General features: G+C 39.1%; 41 protein-coding genes. 2 read left to right on the top strand and 39 right to left on the bottom strand.

Annotation, left to right across the window (positions count from 1 at the left end; translation table 11 throughout):
• Window positions 1–177 precede the first annotated feature (177 nt).
• Window positions 178–396: a hypothetical protein gene (locus CER22_RS23610; protein ID WP_000900297.1), complete on the bottom strand. Its 219-nt coding sequence runs from the start codon at window positions 394–396 to the stop codon at window positions 178–180.
• A 170-nt stretch (window positions 397–566) separates the two neighbouring features.
• On the opposite strand from CER22_RS23610, the gene pdaB reads away from it, so the two are divergent.
• Complete coding sequence (gene pdaB, locus CER22_RS23615; RefSeq protein ID WP_000464700.1) at window positions 567–1331, top strand: polysaccharide deacetylase family sporulation protein PdaB; 765 nt, start codon at window positions 567–569, stop codon at window positions 1329–1331.
• Window positions 1332–1458: 127 nt separating this feature from the next.
• Here the strand turns inward: pdaB and kbaA are convergent, their stop codons facing one another.
• A complete protein-coding gene (kbaA, locus tag CER22_RS23620) occupies window positions 1459–2070 on the bottom strand; it encodes a KinB signaling pathway activation protein KbaA (RefSeq protein ID WP_087983919.1) in 612 nt (203 codons plus the stop codon).
• A gap of 139 nt (window positions 2071–2209) precedes the next feature.
• Between kbaA and gerD the strand changes: the two genes are divergently transcribed.
• Window positions 2210–2827, top strand: coding sequence for a spore germination protein GerD (gerD, locus tag CER22_RS23625; protein WP_087983920.1), 618 nt, complete (start codon window positions 2210–2212; stop codon window positions 2825–2827).
• Between the two features lie 56 nt (window positions 2828–2883).
• On the opposite strand, the gene CER22_RS23630 is transcribed toward gerD, so the two are convergent.
• The 37 genes from CER22_RS23630 to rplD all read right to left on the bottom strand — a co-directional run bounded on the left by CER22_RS23630 (window position 2884) and on the right by rplD (window position 23503).
• The gene (locus tag CER22_RS23630; RefSeq protein WP_000256609.1) at window positions 2884–3951 is read right to left on the bottom strand and encodes an Mrp/NBP35 family ATP-binding protein; all 1068 of its coding nucleotides are present in this window, start codon (window positions 3949–3951) and stop codon (window positions 2884–2886) included.
• Between the two features lie 143 nt (window positions 3952–4094).
• Window positions 4095–4808, bottom strand: coding sequence for an N-acetylmuramoyl-L-alanine amidase CwlD (gene cwlD, locus CER22_RS23635; RefSeq protein ID WP_000822446.1), 714 nt, complete (start codon window positions 4806–4808; stop codon window positions 4095–4097).
• Window positions 4809–4874: 66 nt separating this feature from the next.
• Window positions 4875–5303, bottom strand: a complete 429-nt coding sequence (locus CER22_RS23640) for a YbaK family protein (protein WP_001101006.1) — start codon at window positions 5301–5303, stop codon at window positions 4875–4877.
• Window positions 5304–5465: 162 nt separating this feature from the next.
• Window positions 5466–5858: a 30S ribosomal protein S9 gene (gene rpsI / locus CER22_RS23645; protein ID WP_000079986.1), complete on the bottom strand. Its 393-nt coding sequence runs from the start codon at window positions 5856–5858 to the stop codon at window positions 5466–5468.
• Between the two features lie 21 nt (window positions 5859–5879).
• Complete coding sequence (gene rplM, locus CER22_RS23650) at window positions 5880–6317, bottom strand: 50S ribosomal protein L13 (protein WP_001260795.1); 438 nt, start codon at window positions 6315–6317, stop codon at window positions 5880–5882.
• Between the two features lie 152 nt (window positions 6318–6469).
• Window positions 6470–7213: a tRNA pseudouridine(38-40) synthase TruA gene (gene truA / locus CER22_RS23655; RefSeq protein ID WP_088061486.1), complete on the bottom strand. Its 744-nt coding sequence runs from the start codon at window positions 7211–7213 to the stop codon at window positions 6470–6472.
• Window positions 7214–7227: 14 nt separating this feature from the next.
• The gene (locus CER22_RS23660) at window positions 7228–8022 is read right to left on the bottom strand and encodes an energy-coupling factor transporter transmembrane component T family protein (RefSeq protein ID WP_087983922.1); all 795 of its coding nucleotides are present in this window, start codon (window positions 8020–8022) and stop codon (window positions 7228–7230) included.
• Window positions 8010–8891, bottom strand: a complete 882-nt coding sequence (locus tag CER22_RS23665; protein WP_000406519.1) for an energy-coupling factor ABC transporter ATP-binding protein — start codon at window positions 8889–8891, stop codon at window positions 8010–8012. Before CER22_RS23665 ends, CER22_RS23660 begins: the two co-directional genes overlap by 13 nt.
• On the bottom strand, window positions 8867–9709 hold the full coding sequence (locus CER22_RS23670; RefSeq protein ID WP_137035281.1) for an energy-coupling factor ABC transporter ATP-binding protein: 843 nt from the start codon (window positions 9707–9709) through the stop codon (window positions 8867–8869). The genes CER22_RS23665 and CER22_RS23670 overlap by 25 nt, the downstream gene beginning before the upstream one ends.
• Before the next feature lie 103 nt (window positions 9710–9812).
• Window positions 9813–10175: a 50S ribosomal protein L17 gene (rplQ, locus tag CER22_RS23675; RefSeq protein ID WP_000331490.1), complete on the bottom strand. Its 363-nt coding sequence runs from the start codon at window positions 10173–10175 to the stop codon at window positions 9813–9815.
• Between the two features lie 35 nt (window positions 10176–10210).
• Window positions 10211–11155, bottom strand: coding sequence for a DNA-directed RNA polymerase subunit alpha (locus tag CER22_RS23680; RefSeq protein WP_000569644.1), 945 nt, complete (start codon window positions 11153–11155; stop codon window positions 10211–10213).
• A 180-nt stretch (window positions 11156–11335) separates the two neighbouring features.
• Entirely contained in the window at window positions 11336–11725 is a 390-nt protein-coding gene (gene rpsK / locus CER22_RS23685) for a 30S ribosomal protein S11 (RefSeq protein WP_000101797.1), read from the bottom strand.
• A gap of 24 nt (window positions 11726–11749) precedes the next feature.
• Window positions 11750–12115, bottom strand: a complete 366-nt coding sequence (rpsM, locus tag CER22_RS23690; protein ID WP_000090790.1) for a 30S ribosomal protein S13 — start codon at window positions 12113–12115, stop codon at window positions 11750–11752.
• Between the two features lie 21 nt (window positions 12116–12136).
• Window positions 12137–12250 carry a 50S ribosomal protein L36 gene (gene rpmJ / locus CER22_RS23695; RefSeq protein WP_000868344.1) on the bottom strand — a complete coding sequence of 38 codons (114 nt, stop codon included), beginning with the start codon at window positions 12248–12250 and terminating at the stop codon, window positions 12137–12139.
• Between the two features lie 35 nt (window positions 12251–12285).
• Window positions 12286–12504, bottom strand: coding sequence for a translation initiation factor IF-1 (gene infA, locus CER22_RS23700; RefSeq protein ID WP_001029884.1), 219 nt, complete (start codon window positions 12502–12504; stop codon window positions 12286–12288).
• A gap of 68 nt (window positions 12505–12572) precedes the next feature.
• On the bottom strand, window positions 12573–13319 hold the full coding sequence (gene map, locus CER22_RS23705; protein ID WP_000582534.1) for a type I methionyl aminopeptidase: 747 nt from the start codon (window positions 13317–13319) through the stop codon (window positions 12573–12575).
• On the bottom strand, window positions 13319–13969 hold the full coding sequence (locus CER22_RS23710; RefSeq protein WP_001048998.1) for an adenylate kinase: 651 nt from the start codon (window positions 13967–13969) through the stop codon (window positions 13319–13321). Before CER22_RS23710 ends, map begins: the two co-directional genes overlap by 1 nt.
• A 56-nt stretch (window positions 13970–14025) precedes the next feature.
• A complete protein-coding gene (secY, locus tag CER22_RS23715) occupies window positions 14026–15327 on the bottom strand; it encodes a preprotein translocase subunit SecY (RefSeq protein ID WP_000490119.1) in 1302 nt (433 codons plus the stop codon).
• Window positions 15327–15767, bottom strand: a complete 441-nt coding sequence (gene rplO, locus CER22_RS23720; protein WP_000766083.1) for a 50S ribosomal protein L15 — start codon at window positions 15765–15767, stop codon at window positions 15327–15329. Before rplO ends, secY begins: the two co-directional genes overlap by 1 nt.
• 33 nt (window positions 15768–15800) lie before the next feature.
• Window positions 15801–15983: a 50S ribosomal protein L30 gene (gene rpmD / locus CER22_RS23725; protein ID WP_001085232.1), complete on the bottom strand. Its 183-nt coding sequence runs from the start codon at window positions 15981–15983 to the stop codon at window positions 15801–15803.
• A gap of 13 nt (window positions 15984–15996) precedes the next feature.
• Complete coding sequence (gene rpsE / locus CER22_RS23730) at window positions 15997–16497, bottom strand: 30S ribosomal protein S5 (RefSeq protein WP_000554646.1); 501 nt, start codon at window positions 16495–16497, stop codon at window positions 15997–15999.
• A 21-nt stretch (window positions 16498–16518) separates the two neighbouring features.
• Window positions 16519–16881: a 50S ribosomal protein L18 gene (rplR, locus tag CER22_RS23735; RefSeq protein ID WP_000628818.1), complete on the bottom strand. Its 363-nt coding sequence runs from the start codon at window positions 16879–16881 to the stop codon at window positions 16519–16521.
• 31 nt (window positions 16882–16912) lie between these two features.
• Window positions 16913–17452 carry a 50S ribosomal protein L6 gene (gene rplF, locus CER22_RS23740; protein WP_000086550.1) on the bottom strand — a complete coding sequence of 180 codons (540 nt, stop codon included), beginning with the start codon at window positions 17450–17452 and terminating at the stop codon, window positions 16913–16915.
• 32 nt (window positions 17453–17484) lie between these two features.
• Complete coding sequence (gene rpsH / locus CER22_RS23745) at window positions 17485–17883, bottom strand: 30S ribosomal protein S8 (RefSeq protein WP_000245511.1); 399 nt, start codon at window positions 17881–17883, stop codon at window positions 17485–17487.
• A gap of 29 nt (window positions 17884–17912) precedes the next feature.
• Entirely contained in the window at window positions 17913–18098 is a 186-nt protein-coding gene (gene rpsN, locus CER22_RS23750; RefSeq protein ID WP_001085700.1) for a 30S ribosomal protein S14, read from the bottom strand.
• Between the two features lie 33 nt (window positions 18099–18131).
• Window positions 18132–18671 (bottom strand): 50S ribosomal protein L5, encoded by a 540-nt coding sequence (gene rplE / locus CER22_RS23755; protein ID WP_001080829.1) that lies wholly within the window; start codon window positions 18669–18671, stop codon window positions 18132–18134.
• A gap of 26 nt (window positions 18672–18697) precedes the next feature.
• Window positions 18698–19009, bottom strand: coding sequence for a 50S ribosomal protein L24 (rplX, locus tag CER22_RS23760; RefSeq protein WP_000558201.1), 312 nt, complete (start codon window positions 19007–19009; stop codon window positions 18698–18700).
• A 38-nt stretch (window positions 19010–19047) separates the two neighbouring features.
• Window positions 19048–19416, bottom strand: a complete 369-nt coding sequence (rplN, locus tag CER22_RS23765) for a 50S ribosomal protein L14 (protein WP_000615912.1) — start codon at window positions 19414–19416, stop codon at window positions 19048–19050.
• 43 nt (window positions 19417–19459) lie between these two features.
• Entirely contained in the window at window positions 19460–19723 is a 264-nt protein-coding gene (gene rpsQ / locus CER22_RS23770) for a 30S ribosomal protein S17 (protein WP_000004106.1), read from the bottom strand.
• A 20-nt stretch (window positions 19724–19743) separates the two neighbouring features.
• Window positions 19744–19944 (bottom strand): 50S ribosomal protein L29, encoded by a 201-nt coding sequence (gene rpmC, locus CER22_RS23775; RefSeq protein WP_000855718.1) that lies wholly within the window; start codon window positions 19942–19944, stop codon window positions 19744–19746.
• Window positions 19934–20368, bottom strand: coding sequence for a 50S ribosomal protein L16 (gene rplP, locus CER22_RS23780; protein ID WP_000928969.1), 435 nt, complete (start codon window positions 20366–20368; stop codon window positions 19934–19936). The genes rpmC and rplP overlap by 11 nt, the downstream gene beginning before the upstream one ends.
• A 1-nt stretch (window position 20369) precedes the next feature.
• The gene (rpsC, locus tag CER22_RS23785; protein ID WP_000529958.1) at window positions 20370–21029 is read right to left on the bottom strand and encodes a 30S ribosomal protein S3; all 660 of its coding nucleotides are present in this window, start codon (window positions 21027–21029) and stop codon (window positions 20370–20372) included.
• A 3-nt stretch (window positions 21030–21032) separates the two neighbouring features.
• Window positions 21033–21374: a 50S ribosomal protein L22 gene (gene rplV, locus CER22_RS23790; protein ID WP_001148024.1), complete on the bottom strand. Its 342-nt coding sequence runs from the start codon at window positions 21372–21374 to the stop codon at window positions 21033–21035.
• Window positions 21375–21391: 17 nt separating this feature from the next.
• Window positions 21392–21670 (bottom strand): 30S ribosomal protein S19, encoded by a 279-nt coding sequence (rpsS, locus tag CER22_RS23795; RefSeq protein ID WP_000124454.1) that lies wholly within the window; start codon window positions 21668–21670, stop codon window positions 21392–21394.
• Window positions 21671–21730: 60 nt separating this feature from the next.
• Entirely contained in the window at window positions 21731–22561 is an 831-nt protein-coding gene (gene rplB, locus CER22_RS23800; RefSeq protein ID WP_000511583.1) for a 50S ribosomal protein L2, read from the bottom strand.
• A 28-nt stretch (window positions 22562–22589) separates the two neighbouring features.
• Window positions 22590–22880, bottom strand: coding sequence for a 50S ribosomal protein L23 (gene rplW / locus CER22_RS23805; RefSeq protein ID WP_001205558.1), 291 nt, complete (start codon window positions 22878–22880; stop codon window positions 22590–22592).
• Window positions 22880–23503: a 50S ribosomal protein L4 gene (gene rplD, locus CER22_RS23810; RefSeq protein WP_001127258.1), complete on the bottom strand. Its 624-nt coding sequence runs from the start codon at window positions 23501–23503 to the stop codon at window positions 22880–22882. Before rplD ends, rplW begins: the two co-directional genes overlap by 1 nt.
• Window positions 23504–23508: the final 5 nt, after the last annotated feature.

Below are 23508 nucleotides of genomic sequence, written 5' to 3' on the forward strand. Positions count from 1 at the left end.
TGTTTCGTTCAGTTTTCAAAGAACTACTTGGTCGCTCATTTGCGACTTCCTTATGTTAACATCTTCATTTTTCAATGTCAACTAAGTTTTTCAAATTTCTTTTTTATCGTCTTCTGCGTTTCCGCATCAGCGACGGTTATTAATCTATCATATAATAACTATTAACGTCAACACTTTTTAATAAAAAATTCTTTTCCTTACATAACGCATACACTCTTCTGCATTAGCGACTCTTCGAAACAAACAAAAAATGATTTTATATCTTTCTTCCATCGCCTTTTTTACAACGTCATGAATACGTTCATCTTCAAAATCAAATAACAGTTCTTCTAACTCTCTCTTCAATATGTATTCCATTTCTTTTTTCTCTTCTTTCGTTAACATAAACCCAAGCAAATCATCACCTCAATCATTTCTTACAAAGCAATAAACGTTACGCTCATTTTCACTTATCAAAATCCTATCATTCATTATATCCACTGCTTACGATATTAATCCTTTGTTCTCTTTTTAATATTTAAAGCATATATGTAACTGAAAAGGATTGGACAAAGGGGCGTAATATTATGTTTTTCTTTTTTATTACGAGTAAACGAGCTTTTAAACACATTAGCTTAATAGTGATACTTTCCTTATTTACAGCATGGCTTCTCTTTTTGAAAACATATTCACATGAATCTGCTTTTTCAACTGCGACAGGACCTAAAGTTATTTACAAAGGAGACACCTCTAAAAAACAAGTTGCATTCACGTTTGATATTAGTTGGGGAGACAAAAAAGCAATTCCAATCCTTGATACACTTAAAGAAAGAGACATTAAGAATGCAACCTTCTTCGTTTCTGCTGCATGGGCAGAAAGACACCCTGATGTTGTTGAACGCATCATAAAAGATGGACATGAAATCGGTAGTATGGGCTATAATTACACGTCCTACACTTCTCTAGAGACAAATGAAATACGAAGAGATCTTTTACGAGCACAAGATGTTTTTACAAAACTTGGTGTGAAACAAGTCAAACTATTACGTCCACCTAGTGGAGACTTTAACAAAGCAACACTTAAAATAGCAGAATCACTCGGATACACCATCGTCCATTGGAGTAATAACTCAAACGACTGGAAAAACCCAGGTGTAAACAATATCGTTTCCAATGTCTCTACTAATTTAAAAGGTGGAGATATCGTCTTATTACATGCATCCGATTCTGCCCTTCAAACAAATAAAGCTTTACCACTGCTTCTACAAAAATTAAAGAGTGACGGATATGAGCAAATATCGGTATCACAACTTATTTCTAACACAAGTACAAAAAGTAAAGATGTAAGGTAATTCTTTTCCCTCGTGCCTTCACACATAAAAAGCTCTACTACCTATCATTAAGGTAGTAGAGCTTTTTTCATCCCGATATTTATATTCGTACAACCACCCTGCATAAAAACTCAAAAATCTCTCTTACTTAAGCTGACTTACTCGCCTTTCCAATTAAACGATGTAATATAAGTAACTGATATGCATTACATAATAAAAGTGGTATCACCATTAAATACAACCAATCTGTGTCATTAATACGAAGCGCTGGTACCCACTCAAGAATTGTTACAACAACCATAAAGAACAAAGCGGGCACAAATGCCTTTCTATTCGTTTCTTTACTTTTTATGTAAGCAACAATCGCCCCAAACACAAATAATACACCTGCAACAAGTATGTTATTCCCTAACGAAACTTCCCCATTTGCAATCAATATGGATCTTAAATACACGAAATCAAATAAAACGAATGCAATAAAGAAGAGCTGGACTGCATTCCATAAAGAAGGTGACCTGAACATCCCCAGTCCAAAACGATGGATTGTTAAATAGGCAAAGAACCCCATTTGACTTATAACACTAAAAATAAATCCTACACCCATCAACCAGAAGGAAACTGCTAAAATCTCCTTTCCGTCGAAATTTTGAAAAAATTTAGCGTACTTGTCCCACTCCAGAACAAACCCAATAATGACCGTGCTAATCCCACCTAGAAACAACGTCGTAAAAAACAGGCGTACCCACTTGCGGCTATTCACAACACATCCCCCATTATCCTTATATTTCTAATTAAATTGTATCAATGACAATTTCAAAAAGCTAGCCATGTTCATGTATAAATTCCTTAAAGATATTTATATTAAAAAGAGAGAACTGTGTTGAAAGGAGTTCCAACTTATGAAACGGATGCTGCTCGTTTTGACTTCTTCTTTTCTATTTCTTGTACTTGTAGCATGTGCACAAGGAAAAGAAGCAAAGTCCGAACTTGATTATGATCAAACGAAGAAAATGATTGTTGATATTTTAAAAACCGATCAAGGTAAGAAAGCCATTCAAGATGTGTTAACTGATGAAAAAATGAAACAAGCACTCATACTAGATGAAACAGTAGTAAAGAAAACGATTGAAGATGCAATGGTATCCGACAAAGGGCAACAATTCTGGGAAAAGCTCTTTAAAGACCCTGAGTTCTCATCGAAATTCGCTAAAAGTATGGGGAAAGAACAAACAACCTTAATGAAAACATTACTAAAAGACCCTGAATACCAAGCAGGCGTTATAGAAATTATGAAAAACCCTGAAGTAGAAAAAATAATGTTACAAACAATGAAGAGCAAAGAATACCGCCAATATTTACAACAAGTACTAACAGAAACTGCTGAAAGCCCACTCTTCCAAGCTAAGATGATTGATATTATTAGTAAAGGTGTACAAAAGGCCGAAAAAAGTGGATCTGATAAAAAAGAAGCAGGCGGTGAAGGTGGTTCCCAAGACGGTAAAAAGGAGCAACAGTAAAAATAATAATTATAATAATGAGTGGACAATATATGTATCGTCCACTCATTATTATTTTATTTTTGCGCGACAGCTATTTTATCAATTACTGTCTCAGCTATCGTACGATAAATAAGACCCGTCGTATGTGTATCTTCATATACTGAAGGCGCAAAGTCATCTTTATTCCAATCAGGTTGTTGAAGCGGGATTCGGCCAAGTACTTCTGTTTGAAGTTCTGTAGCTAATTTATCTCCTCCACCTCTTCCAAACACATATTCTTTTTCACCAGTTGTTTTACTTTCAAAATACGCCATATTTTCAACAACACCAAGAATACTATGTTCTGTACGTAAAGCCATGGCTCCAGCACGCGCTGCCACAAATGCCGCTGTTGGATGTGGCGTTGTTACAATAATCTCTTTACAAGCTGGCAACATTGAGTGTAAGTCTAGCGCAACATCACCTGTACCCGGTGGTAAATCTAAAACTAAATAGTCTAAATCGCCCCACTCTACTTCTGTAAAGAAGTGATTTAACATTTTCCCAAGCATAGGGCCTCTCCAAATAACCGGTGCATTATCTTCTACAAAGAATCCCATTGAAATTACCTTTACACCTAGACGCTCCACTGGAATGATTCTATCTCCTCTTACAACAGGACGTTTTTCTATCCCCATCATATCCGGTACGCTAAAACCATAAATATCAGCATCAATGATACCAACCTTTTTACCTAGACGAGCTAAAGCAATAGCAAGGTTAACAGAAACTGTTGATTTTCCGACTCCACCTTTTCCACTCGCCACTGCTAAAAATGTTGTTTTTGAATTTGGTGACAATAAAGATTCAGTTTGCTCTTCTTCCTGTTCCGGTGCAAACTGAGCTAATTCCTCTTCTGTAAATTCTGCAAAGCGAAGCCCTACTGTTGCTGCTCCTAGTTCTTTTACTAATTTTACAATTCCAGATTGCAATTGCATTTGTTCCGCTGTACCGGTTTTTACAATTGCAATTTTAACACTTACATGTTCCTTCTCAGGCTTAACTGTTACCTCTTTAATTGCACCTGTTTCTTTTAACGTTTTATGTAAAAACGGATCTACAATCCCTTCTAACGCTTCCACTACTTGCTCTTTCGTTACCATAGTTAGCCCAGCCCCCTGTATGAAAAATAACGTAATGTTAATTAAATTTATCTCTCTTTATTTTTGAAATAAATGCGTTTACATTTCCAGTATAACATATTTTCGGAAAACTTCGTTAACGAGAGAAACTCAAAAAATCCTCCTTATTCTGGAGGATTCCCTTTTTCCGTGAAATAACGTAATATACCACGATATACTGCAGCCGCTACCTTTTGCTGATATTTCTCCGAATTTAACATATACCTTTCGTTTACATTCGATAAAAAGCCAGCTTCAATTAGAGCACCTGGCGTTTTCGCATACTTCAATAAATACACATGAGAAATTGTTTTAGCAGAACGATTCGTATTCTCTAAACTCGTTCTCAATTCAGCTTGTATAAATTTCGCAGCACGTTCATTTTCAACCGAAGAACGATAGTAGAACGTTTGTGCGCCTTTCGATCCACTACTAGTTAAAGCATTTAAATGAATACTCGCAAAAAAGTCTACATCAGGCTTATTAATAATCTCTACACGCTTTTTTAAATCCTCTGCTTTACGTCTACTATATGATTTTGTATCTTTCTGAGCTAAATCATAATCTCCCTCACGTGTTAAAATAACTAGTGCACCTTGTTCTTGTAAATAATCTTGTACCTTCTTTGTAATTTCAAGCGTAATATCTTTTTCTATAATATCTTTTCCACCAACAGCCCCTCCGTCTGGCCCACCATGCCCAGCATCTAATACAATCACTTTCCCTGATAAGGGTAAATTCCAAGCTCGCCACGATTTTGTAATTTGAAATTCTTGTTTGACTAAAAAAAACAAAACAACCGCAGCGAGTGCAAAAGAGATAATTCGAATTCTCTTCATACCTTTCCTCCTCCAGCTAGTCCCTCTAATTACTTATATGGGACAAGAGGAAAGTTTATGCTTGTCTTAATGAAGCTTTAATCGATATCTTCTTTCACCTTTTTCATATCCTTCCTGCCACCATAAGCCGATAAACTGCTGGCAAGATTCAAAAAGTAATTCCTCATCTTGTAACTTAATTTCCCGCATAGTCATGCTCGTTAAAAATTGGAATAGTGTTTCCGTTAATTGTTGCTCTTCTTCTAAGGCTCTATATTTCACATCAAAGAATGATTCACCATAATAACCAAACTTACTGTATCTCGCTCCTAATAAATACGATTCTATCCCTAATTCAATACAGTAATCTTCATACTGACGATGAAGTTCCTGCATCTGAAAGGCATCCCTAATATTTGAACGTAATGTTTTTAATGATAATTCTCGCAGCATCTTCCGTTCATATTTCAACTGCTTTTCTTTTTGTTTTTCTTGTAAGCTGACAATGACATTCATAGTACTTATAAACCTCCCTAATACGTATTAGTCTAAACTTCTAAAGAAGAAGCATACGCGAGAGAATAGCACTAAAATATTCCAAACTACAAAAATTTCAAAAGAGGAATGAAACATAAAAAAACCCCAACCAAAATGGTTGGGGTTTGTAGTTCGCAAAAATTAACGTTTTGAGAACTGAGGTGCACGACGTGCGCCTTTAAGACCGTATTTTTTACGCTCTTTCATACGTGCGTCACGAGTTAATAGACCTGCACGTTTTAGTGTTAGACGGTATTCTGGATCAGCTTTTAATAAAGCGCGAGAAATACCGTGACGAATAGCACCAGCTTGACCAGTGTATCCACCACCATTTACGTTTACAAGTACATCGTAGTTACCTAAAGTTTCTGTTGCAACTAGAGGTTGTTTCACTACTTCACGTAATGCAGCAAATGGGATATAGTTTTCAAAATCACGACCGTTAATGATAACGCGTCCTTCGCCTGGAACTAGGCGTACGCGCGCTACTGAACTCTTACGACGTCCAGTGCCATAGTATTGAACCTGTGCCAAAGTAAGCCCTCCTTTAATTGATTATCCGCGAAGTTCGTAAACTTCTGGTTTTTGTGCTTGGTGTGGATGCTCTGCTCCAGCATACACGTTTAATTTCTTAGATACTTGACGTCCTAAACGTCCTTTTGGAAGCATCCCTTTAATTGCAAGCTCTAACATTTGTACAGGGTAGTTTGTACGCATTTCTAGAGCTGTTCTTTGTTTAAGTCCACCTGGGTGGTTAGTGTGACGGTAGTAAATTTTATCGTTTAATTTATTACCTGTTAAATGAATTTTTTCAGCGTTAATAATAATTACATGATCACCCGTGTCAACGTGTGGTGTAAATGTAGGTTTGTTTTTACCGCGTAAAATAGATGCTACTTCAGTAGATAGGCGACCTAAAGTTTGACCTTCAGCATCAACCACATACCATTTACGCTCAACTTCGTTAGCTTTTGCCATAAAAGTCGTACGCATGTGTTTCCCTCCTCGTTATCTTTTCCATAGAAAAAATCTATTGTTTATCTTAAACACGATTTCCTTCCGGGGCTAATCGTGGTTTTAGAAACAATACCATATGTTATGATATACTTTTGAGTTTCTAATGTCAAGCAAATGTTACACCAGGATTAGTTGTTATAGTTTACCTGCCATAAGTAAAGTCCATGACCTGGAGCCATCTTTCCAGCAAACTGACGATTTTGTTTCGCTAAAATCTCTGGAATGCTATCAGGATCAAGCTTTCCTTGCCCTACGCTAAGTAACGTACCAACAATAATTCTGACCATATTATATAAAAATCCATTACCTACAAAACGAAAAATTAATTCATCGCCTTGCTCAATTAACTCAATTTCATAAATCGTTCGCACCTTATCTTTTTTGTCAGTTTTTGCCGAACAAAAAGAAGTGAAATCATGCGTTCCAATAAAATAAGGAATCGCCTTTCTTATAGAGCTTATTTCGAGCGGATATGGATATTGATATACGTAATTTCTACGGAATACATCCGCAGTCTTTGATAATAATACACGATAACGATATTCTTTTCTCTCGACACCGTAACGCGCATGAAATTCTTCTGTTTTTTTCTCTACCTGTCTGATAACAATATCATCTGGCAACATTGTGTTTAATGCATTACTCCATTGCCACTCTTCAAGCGACAACGGTGTATCAAAGTGTATGACTTGTCCTTTAGCGTGAACGGTAGAATCCGTTCTGCCCGATGCCTGAACACGAACAAGCGCTCCTTTATGCAATTTCTGCAAAGCTTTCTCAATCTCTTGTTGAACAGTACGATGCTGCGGCTGAATTTGATAACCACAAAAATGCATGCCATCATATGCAACCGTACATTTTATTCTATCCATTTCTCTATTCTCCATTACGATCGCACCCATGCCAAAATACAAGCTAAACAAAGTAAGCTTATTATCGTTACTGTATCACTTGTTTTCCAGCGTAGTTGCCTAAATTTAGTACGTCCTTCACCATTTTGATACCCACGTGCTTCCATAGCAATTGCTAAGTCCTCAGCACGCTTAAAAGCACTGATAAATAGAGGAACGAGTAGTGAGATAATAGCTTTCATCCTATCTTTTATCGGTCCTCCTGCGAAATCAATACCGCGTGAAGATTGTGCCTTCATTATTTTACTCGTTTCATCCATTAATGTCGGAATAAAACGAAGAGAAATTGACATCATTAATGCGATTTCATGAACAGGAACTTTTATACGTTTCAACGGCTTTAATAACGTCTCCAAACCATCTGTAATCTCAATAGGTGTCGTCGTTAACGTTAATAATGTTGTCATTAAAATAATAACGAAGAATCGTATAGAAATGTATATCCCTTGCTCTAATCCTTTTTCATGTATCGAAAACCAACCAAGCTGGAATAGTACTTCCCCTTCTTTATTTGTAAAAATATGCAGGAAAAATGTAAAAAGAAAAATCCATAGAATTGGTTTTAAGCCCGAAAGTACATAACGAATCGGCACTTTTGCAAAAAATAAAGCAATGAGTGCATATAAAAATAAAAATCCATATGAAATCGCATTATTTGCTAAGAAAACAACAAATACATATAAAAAGACAATCAGCAGCTTCGTACGTGGATCAAGTTGATGAATAAGAGACTTCCCTGGAATATATCTTCCAATAATCAACTGCTGCATGATTCATGACCACCTTTTCGTAACACCTGCACAACTTCATGAGTAAGATCCTCTAAAGATAAGGTAGCCTTTGGGATTGAAATGCCAAACTTCTCTTCAATTGCACGTTTATACTTTAAAGACATAGGAAGATCCACGCCAATTTTCTCTAGTTCATCAGCATGTGAAAATACTTCCTCTGCACTTCCTTGCAAAAAGACCGTTCCTTTATGCATGACTACAATCTGCTCTGCATACTTAGCAGCATCCTCCATATTATGTGTTACTAGGATAACTGTAAGACCTTTTTCCTTATGCAGCTTATAAAACATCTCCATAAGTTCATTCTGCCCTTTTGGATCTAGTCCTGCTGTAGGTTCATCTAATACAAGCACTTCGGGTTCCATCGCCAATACACCCGCTATCGCAACACGCCTCATTTGCCCACCACTTAACTCAAACGGTGAACGTGTTAACAGTTCTGGCTCTAACCCTACAAGTTCAATTGCCTCTCTTGCCTTTTGCTTCGCTTCTTCTACAGATACCCCAAAATTAGTAGGGCCGAAACAAATATCCTTCTCCACAGTCTCTTCAAACAACTGATGTTCTGGGAATTGAAAGACAACCCCTACCTTTTTACGTAGTGGCTTTAGCTTTTTTTCTTTCTTTCCTGCCGAAATGAAATGTTCACCAATTTGAACTGTGCCATTCGTCGGCTGCAATAAACCATTTAAATGTTGAATCATCGTCGACTTACCTGAACCAGTATGACCGATAATGGCATAATAGCCCCCACTTGGAAACGACACGTCTACATCATAAAGTGCGCGTCTTTCAAATGGAGTTTTATATTGATAACGATGTTCTACTTTTTGGAATGTAATCTCCAAAGTTCGTTCACCAAGCTTTCCATTGTAAGATGCGTATTTTGCAAGAGAATTTCATTTCTTTTTAATAATTCTGCTATTTTCACTGAAAATGGTACATCTAATCCAATTTCTTGGAGCATATGAGAGGACTTGAAGATTTGCTTTGGAGTCCCTTCCTCTAATATTTCTCCCTTGTTTAAAATAATGACACGATCTGATTGTGCCGCTTCTTCTAAATCGTGCGTAATTGATAACACGGTAATACCTTTTTGATTAACAAGTTGTCTAACCGTTTCTACTACTTCACGTCTCCCTTGAGGATCTAACATTGACGTTGCTTCATCTAATATCAAAATAGATGGCTGAAGTGCTAAAACGCCTGCTATTGCCACTCGCTGCTTTTGCCCACCAGATAACGAATGAGGTTCATCATTAAGAAAATCTTCCATACGGACAAGTTTGAGAGCCTGATTTAATCTTTCTACCATTTGCTCTCTTGGCATTCCGATATTCTCTAAGCCAAAAACAACGTCGTCTTGCACTGTCGTTCCAACAAATTGATTGTCTGGATTTTGAAATACCATCCCAATTTGTTTTCGAACATCCCATACCGTTTCCTCTGATAAAACCATTGTATCATTTACTGTAATAGTCCCTGCTTCCGGCAAAAACAAACCATTCAATAATTTTGCAAGTGTAGACTTCCCTGAACCGTTTTGTCCAATAACAGATACCCATTCTCCCTCATACAAGGCAAATGAAACATCTTTTAATGCATAAGTGGCTGCCCCAGGATATTGAAATGATATATTTTCTGTCCGAAGTTTCTCTTTTTTCAATACAAGGCACCCTTTCCTTCGCCAAGTTAGCCTATTTTTATATTTAAAAAAAAGGGCCATGACCAGTTTCTTGAAAAGAACTGTCCTGCCCTTTTAATTATCATTATACTAACTCGATAATTACCATTGGTGCTGCGTCTCCGCGACGTGGACCAATTTTTGCAATACGAGTGTATCCGCCTTGGCGCTCAGCATAGCGTGGAGCTACATCAGCGAATAATTTTTGAAGTGCATCTTGACCAGTCTCAGCGTTAGCTACTTCATTGCGAATGAAAGCTGCTGCTTGACGACGAGCGTGAAGATCTCCGCGTTTACCTAAAGTGATCATTTTTTCCACTACAGAACGAAGTTCTTTTGCACGAGTTTCTGTCGTTTGGATGCGCTCGTTGATAATTAAATCAGTAGCTAAATCACGTAACATAGCTTTACGTTGCGCACTTGTACGGCCTAATTTTCTGTATGCCATTCGTAGTTCCCTCCTTTGTTGATGGGTTTAAATCCTCAGTCGTCTTTACGTAAACCTAAACCTAATTCCTCAAGCTTATGTTTAACTTCTTCTAAGGATTTACGTCCTAAGTTACGAACTTTCATCATATCTTCTTCTGTTTTGTTCGCAAGCTCTTGTACAGTATTAATTCCTGCACGTTTTAGGCAATTATAAGAACGAACAGAAAGATCTAGTTCTTCGATAGTCATCTCAAGAACTTTCTCTTTTTGATCTTCTTCCTTCTCGACCATAATCTCAGCATTTTGTGCTTCATCAGTTAAACCAACAAAGATATTTAAATGCTCAGTTAAGATTTTGGCACCTAAAGAGATAGCTTCTTTTGGCCCGATGCTTCCATCCGTCCATACATCAAGCGTAAGCTTATCATAATTAGCCACTTGTCCGACACGTGTCTTTTCCACTTGGTAAGTCACACGTGATACTGGAGTATAAATAGAATCAATAGGAATTACTCCTATTGGTTGATCTTCGCTTTTATTTGCATCAGCTGGCGTATACCCACGGCCACGCTTTGCAGTTAAACGCATGCGGAAATGCGCATTTTTTGCTAACGTTGCAATGTGTAAATCTGGATTTAAGATTTCTACATCACTATCATGAGTAATATCAGCAGCTGTGACAATACCTTCGCCCTGCACATCAATTTCCAACGTCTTCTCTTCTTCAGAGTAGATTTTAAGAGCTAACTTTTTCAAGTTTAAGATGATCGTCGTAACGTCTTCTACTACGCCCTCAACTGTTGAAAATTCATGTAATACGCCATCGATTTGGATAGCAGTAACAGCGGCACCAGGGAGTGAGGATAAAAGAATACGACGTAAGGAGTTACCCAAAGTAGTACCATATCCACGCTCAAGCGGTTCAATTACGAATTTACCATATTTAGCATCTTCGTTAAGTTCAACCGTTTCGATTTTCGGCTTTTCGATTTCAATCATTAACTAAACCCTCCTTCAAAACGTCGAAACCCCGGTTAAACAAAGGGATACCCCCTGTCTAACCGAAAGTCCCCCTTAGGCAGTTCCCGATTGTGCACAACAAGCGATGTTTCTGTACGAAATTTCTCGATAATGCATCATATCCATTATAGACAAAAGGGAAAATTCTATACAGAAAAATTACACACGACGACGTTTTGGTGGACGACATCCATTATGAGGAACTGGAGTAACATCTCTAATTGCTGTTACTTCTAGACCTGCAGCTTGAAGAGCACGAATTGCAGCTTCACGACCAGCACCAGGACCTTTAACAGTAACCTCTAAAGTTTTTAAACCGTGCTCCATTGCAACTTTAGCAGCAGCTTCAGCAGCCATTTGCGCAGCGAATGGAGTAGACTTACGAGATCCACGGAAACCAAGTGCACCAGCACTAGACCAAGAAAGTGCGTTACCATGAGTATCTGTAAGTGTTACGATTGTGTTGTTGAAAGTAGAACGAATATGAGCTATACCAGCTTCAATATTCTTTTTCACACGTTTTTTACGAGTGTTTGTTTTACGTGCCATTGTTAGTTCAACCTCCTTTACTTATTATTTCTTTTTATTTGCTACTGTACGACGTGGACCTTTACGTGTACGAGCATTGTTTTTAGAGTTTTGACCACGAACTGGTAAACCACGACGGTGACGAAGACCACGGTAAGAACCGATCTCCATTAGACGTTTAATGTTAAGAGATACTTCACGACGAAGGTCTCCCTCAACTTTAATACGATCGATGATATCACGGATACGTCCTAGTTCGTCTTCCGTTAAATCACGAACTCGTGTTTCTGAAGAAATACCAGCTTCAGTTAGAATTTTTTCAGCAGTTGTGCGACCAATGCCGAATACGTAAGTTAAAGAAATAACAACGCGTTTGTCTCGAGGAATATCTACACCTGCGATACGTGCCATTCTGAATGCACCTCCTTCTGATTAACCTTGTTTTTGTTTATGTTTAGGGTTTTCACAAATAACCATTACTTTTCCACGTCTACGAATAACTTTACATTTTTCGCAGATTGGTTTAACTGACGGTCTTACTTTCATGTCTCGAACCTCCTTAAAGATTACGGAGTGCTATATTATTTAAAACGGTACGTAATACGACCACGATTTAAATCGTACGGAGATAATTCTACCGTAACTTTGTCTCCTGGTAAAATACGAATGAAGTTCATACGGATTTTACCAGAAACGTGAGCCAATACGACATGCCCATTCTCTAATTCTACTTTGAACATAGCATTTGGCAACGTTTCAAGAACGGTACCTTCGACTTCAATTACATCATCTTTAGCCATTCAATAGTTCTCCCTTCTTCAAATCAGTAACATTTTACACTGCTCTGAAATCCCGGAGAGCCAGCTACTTATAAAGTGGTAAGGATTTCGTATCCTGCTTCTGTAAGAGCAATCGTGTGCTCAAAGTGTGCACACCATTTACCATCTACCGTTACCACTGTCCAGTCATCAGATAGTGTTTTTACATATCGTCTTCCTTGATTCACCATCGGCTCAACACAGATGACCATTCCCGGCTTTAATCTAGGGCCTCTATTTGGTGGACCATAGTGCGGGATTTGAGGGTCCTCATGTAAGTCTTGCCCGATTCCGTGACCAACATACTCCCTAACGATCGAGAACCCATTCTCTTCAGCATGGGTTTGAACCGCATGTGAGATATTTGATAATCTTTCGCCTGGTTTTACTTGTTCTAGACCAAGATACAACGATTTTTCTGTGACATCAAGTAGCTTTTGAACAGATTCAGAAATGTTTCCAACTGGATACGTCCATGCAGAATCTCCATGGTACCCATTGTATTTCGCACCAATATCGATACTGATGATATCGCCCTCTTCGAGCTTGCGCTTCCCTGGAATTCCGTGTACAAGCTCTTCATTTACAGAAGCACATATGCTCCCCGGAAATCCGTTGTATCCTTTAAAAGATGGCGTAGCACCATATTTTTGAATCGTCTTTTCCGCTATTTGATCGAGCTCTTTCGTTGTAATTCCTGGAGTAATATGCTGTTTCAACTCTTGATGAGTTAAAGCAACGATCCTGCCAGCTTCTCGCATGATTTCTATCTCGCGAGGAGTTTTGCAGATGATCATTACGCTAAGCCTCCGATGAGAACATCGATATCAGCAAATACTTTATTGATATCTTGCTCACCATTAATGCTTTGTAAGTAACCAAGCTCCTCGTAGAAATCAAGCAAAGGTTTTGTTTGCTTAATATTTACATCTAAACGATTTGCCACAGTTTCTTCATTGTCATCAGAGCGTTGATATAATTCGCCACCACATTTATCGCACACATCAGCTTTTGCTGGTGGATTGAATTCTAAGTGGTAAGTCGCACCGCACTCTTTACAAATGCGACGGCCTGTAAGGCGTGTTAATAACAACCCTGAATCCACATTAATGTTTAAAACATAGTCGATTTTTTTACCAAGATCTTTCATAATCTCTTCAAGAGCTGATGCTTGTGCAACAGTTCGTGGGAAACCGTCTAGTAAGAAACCTCTTACGCAGTCTTCTTGACTTAAACGTTCACGAACGATTCCGATTGTAACTTCATCTGGAACAAGTGCACCTTTATCAATAAAAGATTTTGCTTGTAGACCCATTTCAGTTTCAGCCTTCATAGCTGCACGAAACATATCTCCTGTTGAAATGTGAGGGATGTTATACTTGGCAACAATCTGTTCGGCTTGTGTACCTTTACCAGCACCAGGAAGCCCCATTAAAATTAAGTTCATCCTTGTTCCCCCTCAGAGTACATGAGCATGTAGGGAAGACAATTCTTCCCACTTACTCATTGCTTGATAAACCCTTTGTAATGGCGTTTTACCAGTTGACTTTCTAGCTGCTTCATTGTTTCTAAAGCAACGCCGACAACGATTAACATACTCGTTCCACCAATCTGTGCAGATGGAGGAAGATTTCCCAATTTCGTAAAGATAACTGGTAAGATTGCAATCGCTGCTAGGAAAATTGATCCTACAAAGGTCAAACGATACAAGATTTTTGTTAGATATTGTTCCGTATTCTTACCCGGACGAATACCTGGAACATATCCACCTTGTTTGTTTAGATTCTCTGACATTTGCTCTGGATTAACCTGAACAAACGCATAGAAATATGTGAAGGCTACAATGAGCGCAACATATATGATCATTCCCACTGGGTGAGAATAGTTAAAGTTTGCAATGATCCACTGCGATACATCATGATTCGGGAAGAACTGTGCAATAGTTGGAGGCGTAATTAAGAATGAAACAGCAAAAATGACTGGAATAACACCCGCACTATTTACCTTAAGGGGTAAATGTGTGTTTTGTGCTCCAGCATGATTCCCATTCCCTCCTGTTACACGCTTCGCATATTGAATTGGGATCTTTCTAACAGCCTGTTGAATGAAAATAACACCAACAATAACCGCTAGCACAGCTAGTAAGATCAATGCAACTTTAACGATACTCATGAACAATTGATCTCCGATATTTTGAAACTGTTGTTGATACACTTGAGATATAACACTTGGGATCGCTGCGGCAATACCGCCAAAGATAAGGATGGAAATACCATTACCTACACCTTTAGCTGTAATCTGTTCACCTAACCACATTAAAAATGCAGTACCAGCAGTCAGTACCGTAGCAATGTATAAATAAGTGCTCCAACCAGGATTCAAAATTAATTGCCCACCTACCATACCGTTAAAACCAATTGACATACCAAACCCCTGAATAAACGCAAGAACAATTGTAAAGTAACGCGTGAATTGCGTTAGTTTACGACGGCCCATTTCACCTTGCTTCGACCATTCCGAAAATTTAGGAACAACATCCATCTGCAATAATTGCACGATGATGGATGCTGTAATATACGGCATGATTCCCATCGCGAAGATGGAGAAGTTTTTCAAGGCGCCACCGCCAAATGTATTTAGGATACCTAAGGCATTTAATTGATCTTGTGCTTTCAGTACGTCTCCATTTGTAAATGGCACTGGGATAAACGTGCCAATTCTGAATACGATTAACATCGCTAAAGTGAATAATATTTTACGTCTTATCTCAGCAACGCGCATAAAGTTGGAGATTGTACGAAACATTAGATCACCTCAACTGATCCGCCAGCTGCTTCAATTGCTTCTTTAGCACTTGAAGAGAACTTGTGCGCTTTAACAGTTAATTTTTTCTCTACTGCGCCGCTTGCAAGAATTTTAACACCGTCGTTTAACTTGCTGATAACGCCAGTTTCCAGCAATAATTCAGGTGTTACTTCTGTACCATCTTCAAAACGATTTAACGTTGATAAGTTTACAATAGTAAACTCTTTACGGTTAATGTTTGTGAAGCCGCGTTTTGGTAAACGACGGAATAATGGAGTTTGACCACCTTCGAAGCCAAGACGAACACCGCCACCAGAACGTGCGTTTTGTCCTTTATGACCTTTACCAGCAGTTTTACCGTTACCAGAACCGATACCACGACCGACACGGTTACGTACTTTACGAGAACCTTCTGCAGGTTTTAATTCATGAAGTTTCATTCCCAGGCACCTCCTTATATTAATGAGTTATCCTTAAGCTTCTGTTACAGTTATAAGGTGAGAAACTTTGTTGATCATACCAAGAATAGCAGGAGTTTCTTCCTTAACTACAGTTGAATTCAACTTTTTAAGACCTAAAGCTTCTACCGTCGCACGTTGATCTTGTGGACGACCAATTACACTACGAGTGAGGGTAATTTCTAACTTTTTCGCCATTTGTTTTCCCTCCTTAACCTAGTAGCTCTTCTACAGATTTACCGCGTAATTTTGCAACATCTTCAGCGCGCTTAAGTTCGCTTAATCCGTTCACAGTAGCGCGAATCATGTTGATTGGTGTGTTAGAACCAAGAGATTTCGAAAGAATATCTTGTACACCAGCTAATTCAAGTACCGCACGAACAGGTCCACCAGCAATAACACCAGTACCTTCAGCAGCAGGTTTTAAGAATACTTCACCAGCTCCAAAATGACCGTTGATTGTGTGTGGAATTGTTGTACCAACTAATGGTACAGCGATTAAGTTTTTCTTAGCGTCTTCGATAGCTTTGCGGATTGCGTCTGGTACCTCTTGTGCTTTACCAGTACCGAATCCAACATGACCGTTTTTATCGCCAACTACAACTAGTGCAGCAAAGCGGAAACGACGACCACCCTTAACAACTTTCGCGACACGATTTATCGTAACTACACGTTCTTCAAGTTCTAATTTACTTGGGTCAATGCGATGCATCAATTTTCCCTCCTTTGACCATTAAAATTGTAATCCAGCCTCACGAGCAGCCTCAGCTAGAGCTTTAACACGGCCATGGTATAAGTAACCACCGCGATCGAATACTACTTCTTTAACGCCTTTCTCTACAGCACGCTTAGCAACTGATTCTCCTACTTTCGTAGCAGCTTCAGTATTGCTAGTACCGTTAAGAGCAAGGTCTTTATCAAGAGTAGATGCACTTACTAACGTTACACCATTTACATCATCAATAACTTGAGCGTAAATATGTTGGTTAGAACGGAACACGTTTAAACGTGGACGTTCTGCAGTACCAGTAAGTTTAGCACGTACACGTGCATGTCTTTTCTTACGAGTCGCATTTTTATCAGCTTTAGTGATCATTCTTGTCACTCCTTTCTCTCACCTAACGGGTTTACTTAGCAGTTTTACCTTCTTTACGACGAACAACTTCGCCTTCGTAACGAATACCTTTACCTTTATAAGGCTCAGGAGCACGTACAGCACGGATGTTAGCAGCAAATTCGCCAACACGTTGCTTGTCGATACCTTTGATTACGATTTTAGTTGGTACAGGTACTTCAACTTCAAGACCTGCTTCCGGAGTCATTTCTACTGGATGAGAATAACCTACGCTTAATACAAGTTTATCTCCTTGTTTTTGAGCACGGTAACCAACACCGACTAATTCAAGTCCGCGTGCGAAACCTGTAGTTACACCTTCAACCATGTTTCCGATTAAAGCACGAGTTGTACCGTGTAATGCACGGTGTTCCTTCTGTTCAGATGGACGCTCAACTGTTAGTGTATTTTCTTCAATTTTGATAGACATATCAGCATTGAATTTACGAGTTAATTCACCTTTAGGGCCTTTTACTGCTACAGTATTGTCTTCTGCAATTGTAATAGTAACACCTGCAGGGATTTCAAGAATCTTTTTACCAATACGAGACATGTGGTCACACCTCCGTTCGTTTTAAATATATATTACCAAACGTATGCTACTACTTCTCCACCAGTTTGTAATTGACGAGCGTCTTTGTCTGTCATTACTCCCTTAGATGTAGAAACAAGAGCGATACCTAATCCGTTAAGTACACGTGGTACTTCATCAGCTTTAGCGTAAACGCGTAAGCCAGGTTTACTGATACGTTTTAATCCAGTGATTACACGTTCATTGTTTGCACCATATTTCAGGAAAATACGAAGGATACCTTGTTTGTTATCCTCGATGTATTCTACATCACGAATGAAACCTTCACGTTTTAAAAGTTCAGCGATCTCTTTTTTGATTTTAGAAGCAGGAACCTCTAATTTCTCATGACGTACCATGTTCGCATTACGGATGCGAGTAAGCATGTCTGCAATTGGATCTGTCATCACCATGTGTTTTACCTCCTTCCCATTTGTGGGTTTTACCAACTAGCTTTTTTAACACCAGGAATTTGACCTTTATATGCAAGTTCACGGAAACAAATACGGCAAAGCTTAAATTTGCGGTATACAGAATGCGGACGACCGCAGCGTTCGCAACGTGTATACTCTTGTACTTTAAACTTAGGAGTACGCTTTTGTTTCGCTATCATAGATTTTTTAGCCACGTTTTCGCCTCCTCTACTTAGCGTTGGTTTCCATTATTTTTGGAATGGCATACCGAATTGTGTTAAAAGTTCACGAGCTTCTTCATCAGTTTTCGCTGTAGTAACGATTACGATGTCCATACCGCGGACTTTGCTTACTTTATCATAATCGATCTCAGGGAAGATAAGTTGCTCTTTAACACCTAATGTGTAGTTCCCACGACCATCGAATGATTTCTTAGAAACACCACGGAAATCACGTACACGTGGTAAAGAAACTGATACTAATTTGTCGAAGAACTCATACATTTGCTCGCCGCGTAAAGTTACTTTCGCACCGATTGGCATACCTTCACGAAGACGGAAACCAGCGATTGATTTTTTAGCACGAGTTACAACAGGTTTTTGACCTGCGATTTGTGTTAATTCTTCTACTGCATTGTCTAAAGCTTTTGAGTTAGATACCGCGTCACCAACACCAGTGTTGATTACGATCTTTTCGATTTTCGGTACTTCCATCACAGATTTATAGTTAAACTTGCTCACTAGAGCAGGAGTAATTTCCTTTTGGAACTTCTCTTTAAGGCGATTCAATGAAGTGACCTCCTTTCTTAAGAAAATTATTTATCTAATAATTCACCAGATTTTTTTGCAATACGAACTTTTTTACCATCTTCTACTTTGAAGCCTACGCGAGTAGGTTCACCTGTTTTCGGATCTAAAACCATAACGTTAGAAACGTGAATAGGTGCTTCTTTAGTAATAATTCCACCTTGTGGATTTAATTGAGATGGCTTAGAGTGTTTTTTAACGATGTTAACACCCTCAACGATAACACGGTTTTGCTTTGGGAAAGCCACAAGGATAACGCCTTGTTTTCCTTTGTCTTTTCCAGTGATTACCTGTACTTTATCACCTTTTTTTACATGCATCTTAATTCTGCACCTCCTTAGCAAGGCAATACCTTAAATTATAGAACTTCTGGAGCTAAAGAAACGATCTTCATGAAGTTGCTATCACGTAATTCACGAGCTACTGGTCCGAAGATACGAGTACCACGTGGGCTCTTATCGTCTTTGATGATAACCGCTGCGTTTTCATCAAATTTGATATAAGAACCGTCCGGACGACGAGCTCCGCTCTTCGTACGTACCACTACTGCTTTAACAACGTCACCTTTTTTAACAACGCCACCTGGTGTTGCTTGTTTTACCGTAGCAACGATAATGTCACCAATGTTAGCATATTTACGACCAGAGCCGCCTAATACTTTAATTGTTAAAAGTTCACGTGCACCAGAGTTGTCAGCAACTTTCAAACGAGATTCTTGTTGGATCATGTTATGAAACCTCCCTTCGGACTAAAAATTCCGATTCGTCTATTTAGATAATAACCGCTTCTTCAACGATTTCAACTAAACGGAAACGCTTAGTAGCAGAAAGCGGGCGAGTTTCCATGATTTTAACGATATCGCCAAGTTTCGCTTGGTTTTGCTCATCATGGGCTTTGTACTTCTTAGAATACTTAACACGTTTTCCGTACAAGGAATGAGTTTTGTAAGTTTCAACTAAAACTGTAATCGTTTTGTCCATTTTGTCAGACACAACACGACCAGTATAAACTTTGCGTTGGTTACGTTCGCTCACTATGCAAACCTCCCCTCAATTTATCGATTAATTCCGATCTCTCTTTCACGAACTACAGTTTTCATACGAGCAATTGCTTTACGCACTTCACGAATGCGAGTTGGATTCTCTAATTGTCCTGTAGCAAGTTGGAAGCGAAGATTGAACAATTCTTCCTTTAAAGCTTTAACTTTTGTTTCGATTTCGGCAGTGGTTAATTCACGAATATCATTAGTTTTCATTAGATTCACCACCATTTTCTTCACGTTTTACGAATTTACATTTCACAGGTAACTTGTGAGCTGCAAGACGTAATGCTTCGCGTGCTACCTCTTCAGATACACCCGCGATTTCGAACATAATTTTCCCAGGTTTTACTACTGCTACCCAGCCTTCTGGTGCCCCTTTACCGGAACCCATACGTACTTCTAGAGGTTTTGCAGTGTAAGGTTTAGAAGGGAAAATTTTAATCCATACTTTACCGCCACGTTTCATGTAACGAGTCATTGCACGACGAGCAGCTTCGATTTGACGGTTTGTAATCCATGAAGCAGCTTGTGCTTGTAAACCGAATTCACCGAAAGCAATTTCAGTTCCACCTTTTGCACGACCACGCATTTTACCACGATGCTCTCTACGATATTTTACGCGTTTTGGCATTAACATATTATTTTCCTCCTTCCTCAGAAGCTTTCTTTTTTGTAGGAAGGACTTCTCCACGGTAGATCCATACTTTTACGCCTAATTTACCGTATGTTGTATCAGCTTCAACTGCTGCATAGTCAATATCAGCGCGAAGTGTATGAAGTGGAACAGTTCCTTCACTGTAAGATTCTGCACGAGCGATATCAGCTCCGCCAAGACGACCAGAAACCTGTGTTTTAATACCTTTAGCACCTGCACGCATAGCACGTTGAATAACTTGCTTTTGTGCACGACGGAATGATACACGGTTTTCTAATTGACGAGCGATGTTTTCGCCTACTAATTTAGCGTTAAGATCAGCTCTCTTAACTTCTAAAATGTTGATGTGTACACGCTTGCCTGTTAATTGGTTAAGAGCTTTACGAAGTGCTTCAACTTCAGTACCACCTTTACCAATTACCATACCAGGTTTTGCAGTGTGAATTGTAACATTTACACGATTTGCTGCACGTTCGATTTCTACTTTAGCAACAGCAGAATCTTTTAAGCGTACAGTAATGTACTCACGGATTTTGATGTCTTCATGTAGTAATGTAGCATAATCTTTCTCTGCGAACCAACGAGATTCCCAGTCACGGATAACGCCGACACGAAGACCAATTGGATTAACCTTTTGACCCATCGATTATCCCTCCTTCTTTTCTGATACCACAACTGTAATGTGGCTTGTGCGTTTGTTAATTTGGCTTGCACGACCCATTGCACGTGGACGGAAACGTTTCAACGTTGGACCTTCGTCAACGAAAACTTTTTCAACAACTAGGTTGTTAATATCCATCTCATAATTGTGCTCTGCATTTGCGATTGCAGATTTTAAAACTTTCTCTACAACTGGAGAAGCAGTTTTTGGTGTGTGGTTAAGGATAGCAATCGCTTCACCCACTTGCTTACCTCGGATTAAGTCTACTACTAAACGAACTTTACGAGGAGCAATACGAACTGTTCTCGCTACTGCTTTAGCTTGCATTGAAGTGCCTCCTCTCATTATCTTCTAGTTTTCTTATCGTCAGCAAGGTGACCTTTATACGTACGAGTTGGTGCGAATTCACCTAACTTATGGCCAACCATATCCTCAGTGATGTACACAGGTACGTGTTTACGACCATCATATACAGCGATTGTGTGTCCGATGAACTGAGGGAAGATTGTTGAACGGCGAGACCAAGTTTTAACAACTTGTTTTTGCTCAGATGCAACTAATTTTTCCATTTTGCTCATTAAGTGATCATCGACAAATGGTCCTTTTTTTAAGCTACGAGCCATTTTGGTGCCTCCCTTCGTGATTGGCGTACGGTTCTAGAAATGAACCGTACTACAATCCCATTATTTTTTACGACGACGAACGATGAATTTGTCAGACGCTTTGTTTTTCTTACGAGTCTTGAATCCAAGAGTTGGTTTACCCCATGGAGACATTGGAGACTTACGTCCGATTGGAGAACGTCCTTCACCACCACCGTGTGGGTGATCAACCGGGTTCATTACAGAACCACGAACTGTTGGGCGTTTACCTAACCAGCGAGAGCGACCTGCTTTACCGATTTTGATAAGTTCATGCTGTTCGTTACCTACTTGACCGATTGAAGCGCGACAAGCAGATAATACAAGACGTACTTCACCAGAAGTTAAACGTACAAGTACGTATTTACCTTCTTTACCAAGTACTTGAGCAGAAGTACCAGCAGAACGAACTAATTGTCCGCCACGACCAGGCTTAAGCTCGATATTATGAACAACAGTACCTACTGGAATGTTGATTAATGGTAATGCATTACCGATTTTGATGTCAGCTTCTGGGCCAGACATAACTTCCATACCTACTTCTAAAGATTTAGGAGCAAGAATGTAACGTTTTTCACCGTCAACGTAGTTAATTAATGCGATATTCGCAGAGCGGTTTGGATCGTATTCGATCGTAGCAACGCGTCCTGGAATTCCATCTTTGTTACGCTTAAAGTCGATGATACGGTATTGACGCTTATGTCCGCCACCTTGATGACGTACAGTAATTTTACCTTGGTTATTACGACCAGCCTTCTTGCTTAAAGGAGCAAGTAATGACTTTTCTGGTCTGTCAGTCGTGATTTCAGCGAAATCATTCGTAGTCATATTACGACGACCGTTAGTAGTTGGATTATACTTTTTAATTCCCATCTCAATTTCCCTCCTTCTTTAGTAAGAATTAAACACCTTGGAAGATTTCGATTTCTTTGCTGTCAGCAGTTAGCTTAACGATTGCTTTACGACGACGGCTAGTAAAACCAGCGTGACGACCAACGCGTTTTGCTTTCGGCTTGTAGTTCATGATGTTCACTTTTTCTACTTTAACACCAAAGATCGCTTCAAGAGCATCTTTAACTTCTGTTTTATTAGATTTAACGTCCACATCGAACGTGTATTTTTTTTCAGCCATCATTTCCATAGAACGTTCAGTGATAACTGGGCGCTTAATGATATCACGAGGATCTCTCATTATGCAAGCACCTCCTCTACTTTTTCCACTGCCGCTTTTGTCATGATTAGCTTATCATGATGAAGCACGTCTAAAACGTTTACGCCATCAGCAGTGATTACTGTTACTCCAGGGATATTGCGAGCAGATAACTCTACAGATTCGTTTGCATCAGCAGTTACGATAAGAGCTTTCTTCTCAACAGTTAATCCTTTAAGTACTGCTAGCATGTCTTTTGTTTTTGGTGCATTTAACACTAGGTCTTCAAGAACTACAATGTTGTTCTCAACTACTTTAGTAGCTAATGCAGATTTGATTGCTAAACGACGAACCTTCTTAGGAAGTTTGTACGCATAGCTTCTTGGTGTAGGTCCGAATACCGTACCACCACCACGCCATTGAGGAGAGCGGATAGACCCTTGACGAGCACGTCCAGTTCCTTTTTGACGCCATGGTTTACGACCACCACCACGAACTTCAGAACGAGTTTTTACTTTGTGTGTACCTTGACGTAAAGATGCACGTTGCATCATTACAGCTTCGAAAAGTACAGCTTCATTTGGTTCGATACCGAAAATAGCTTCAGCTAATTCGATTTCACCAACCTGTGAACCAGTTTGGTTATATACAGTAACTTTTGGCATTGGAA

The organism is Bacillus sp. K2I17 (assembly GCF_002209985.1).
Lineage (GTDB): Bacteria > Bacillota > Bacilli > Bacillales > Bacillaceae_G > Bacillus_A > Bacillus_A wiedmannii.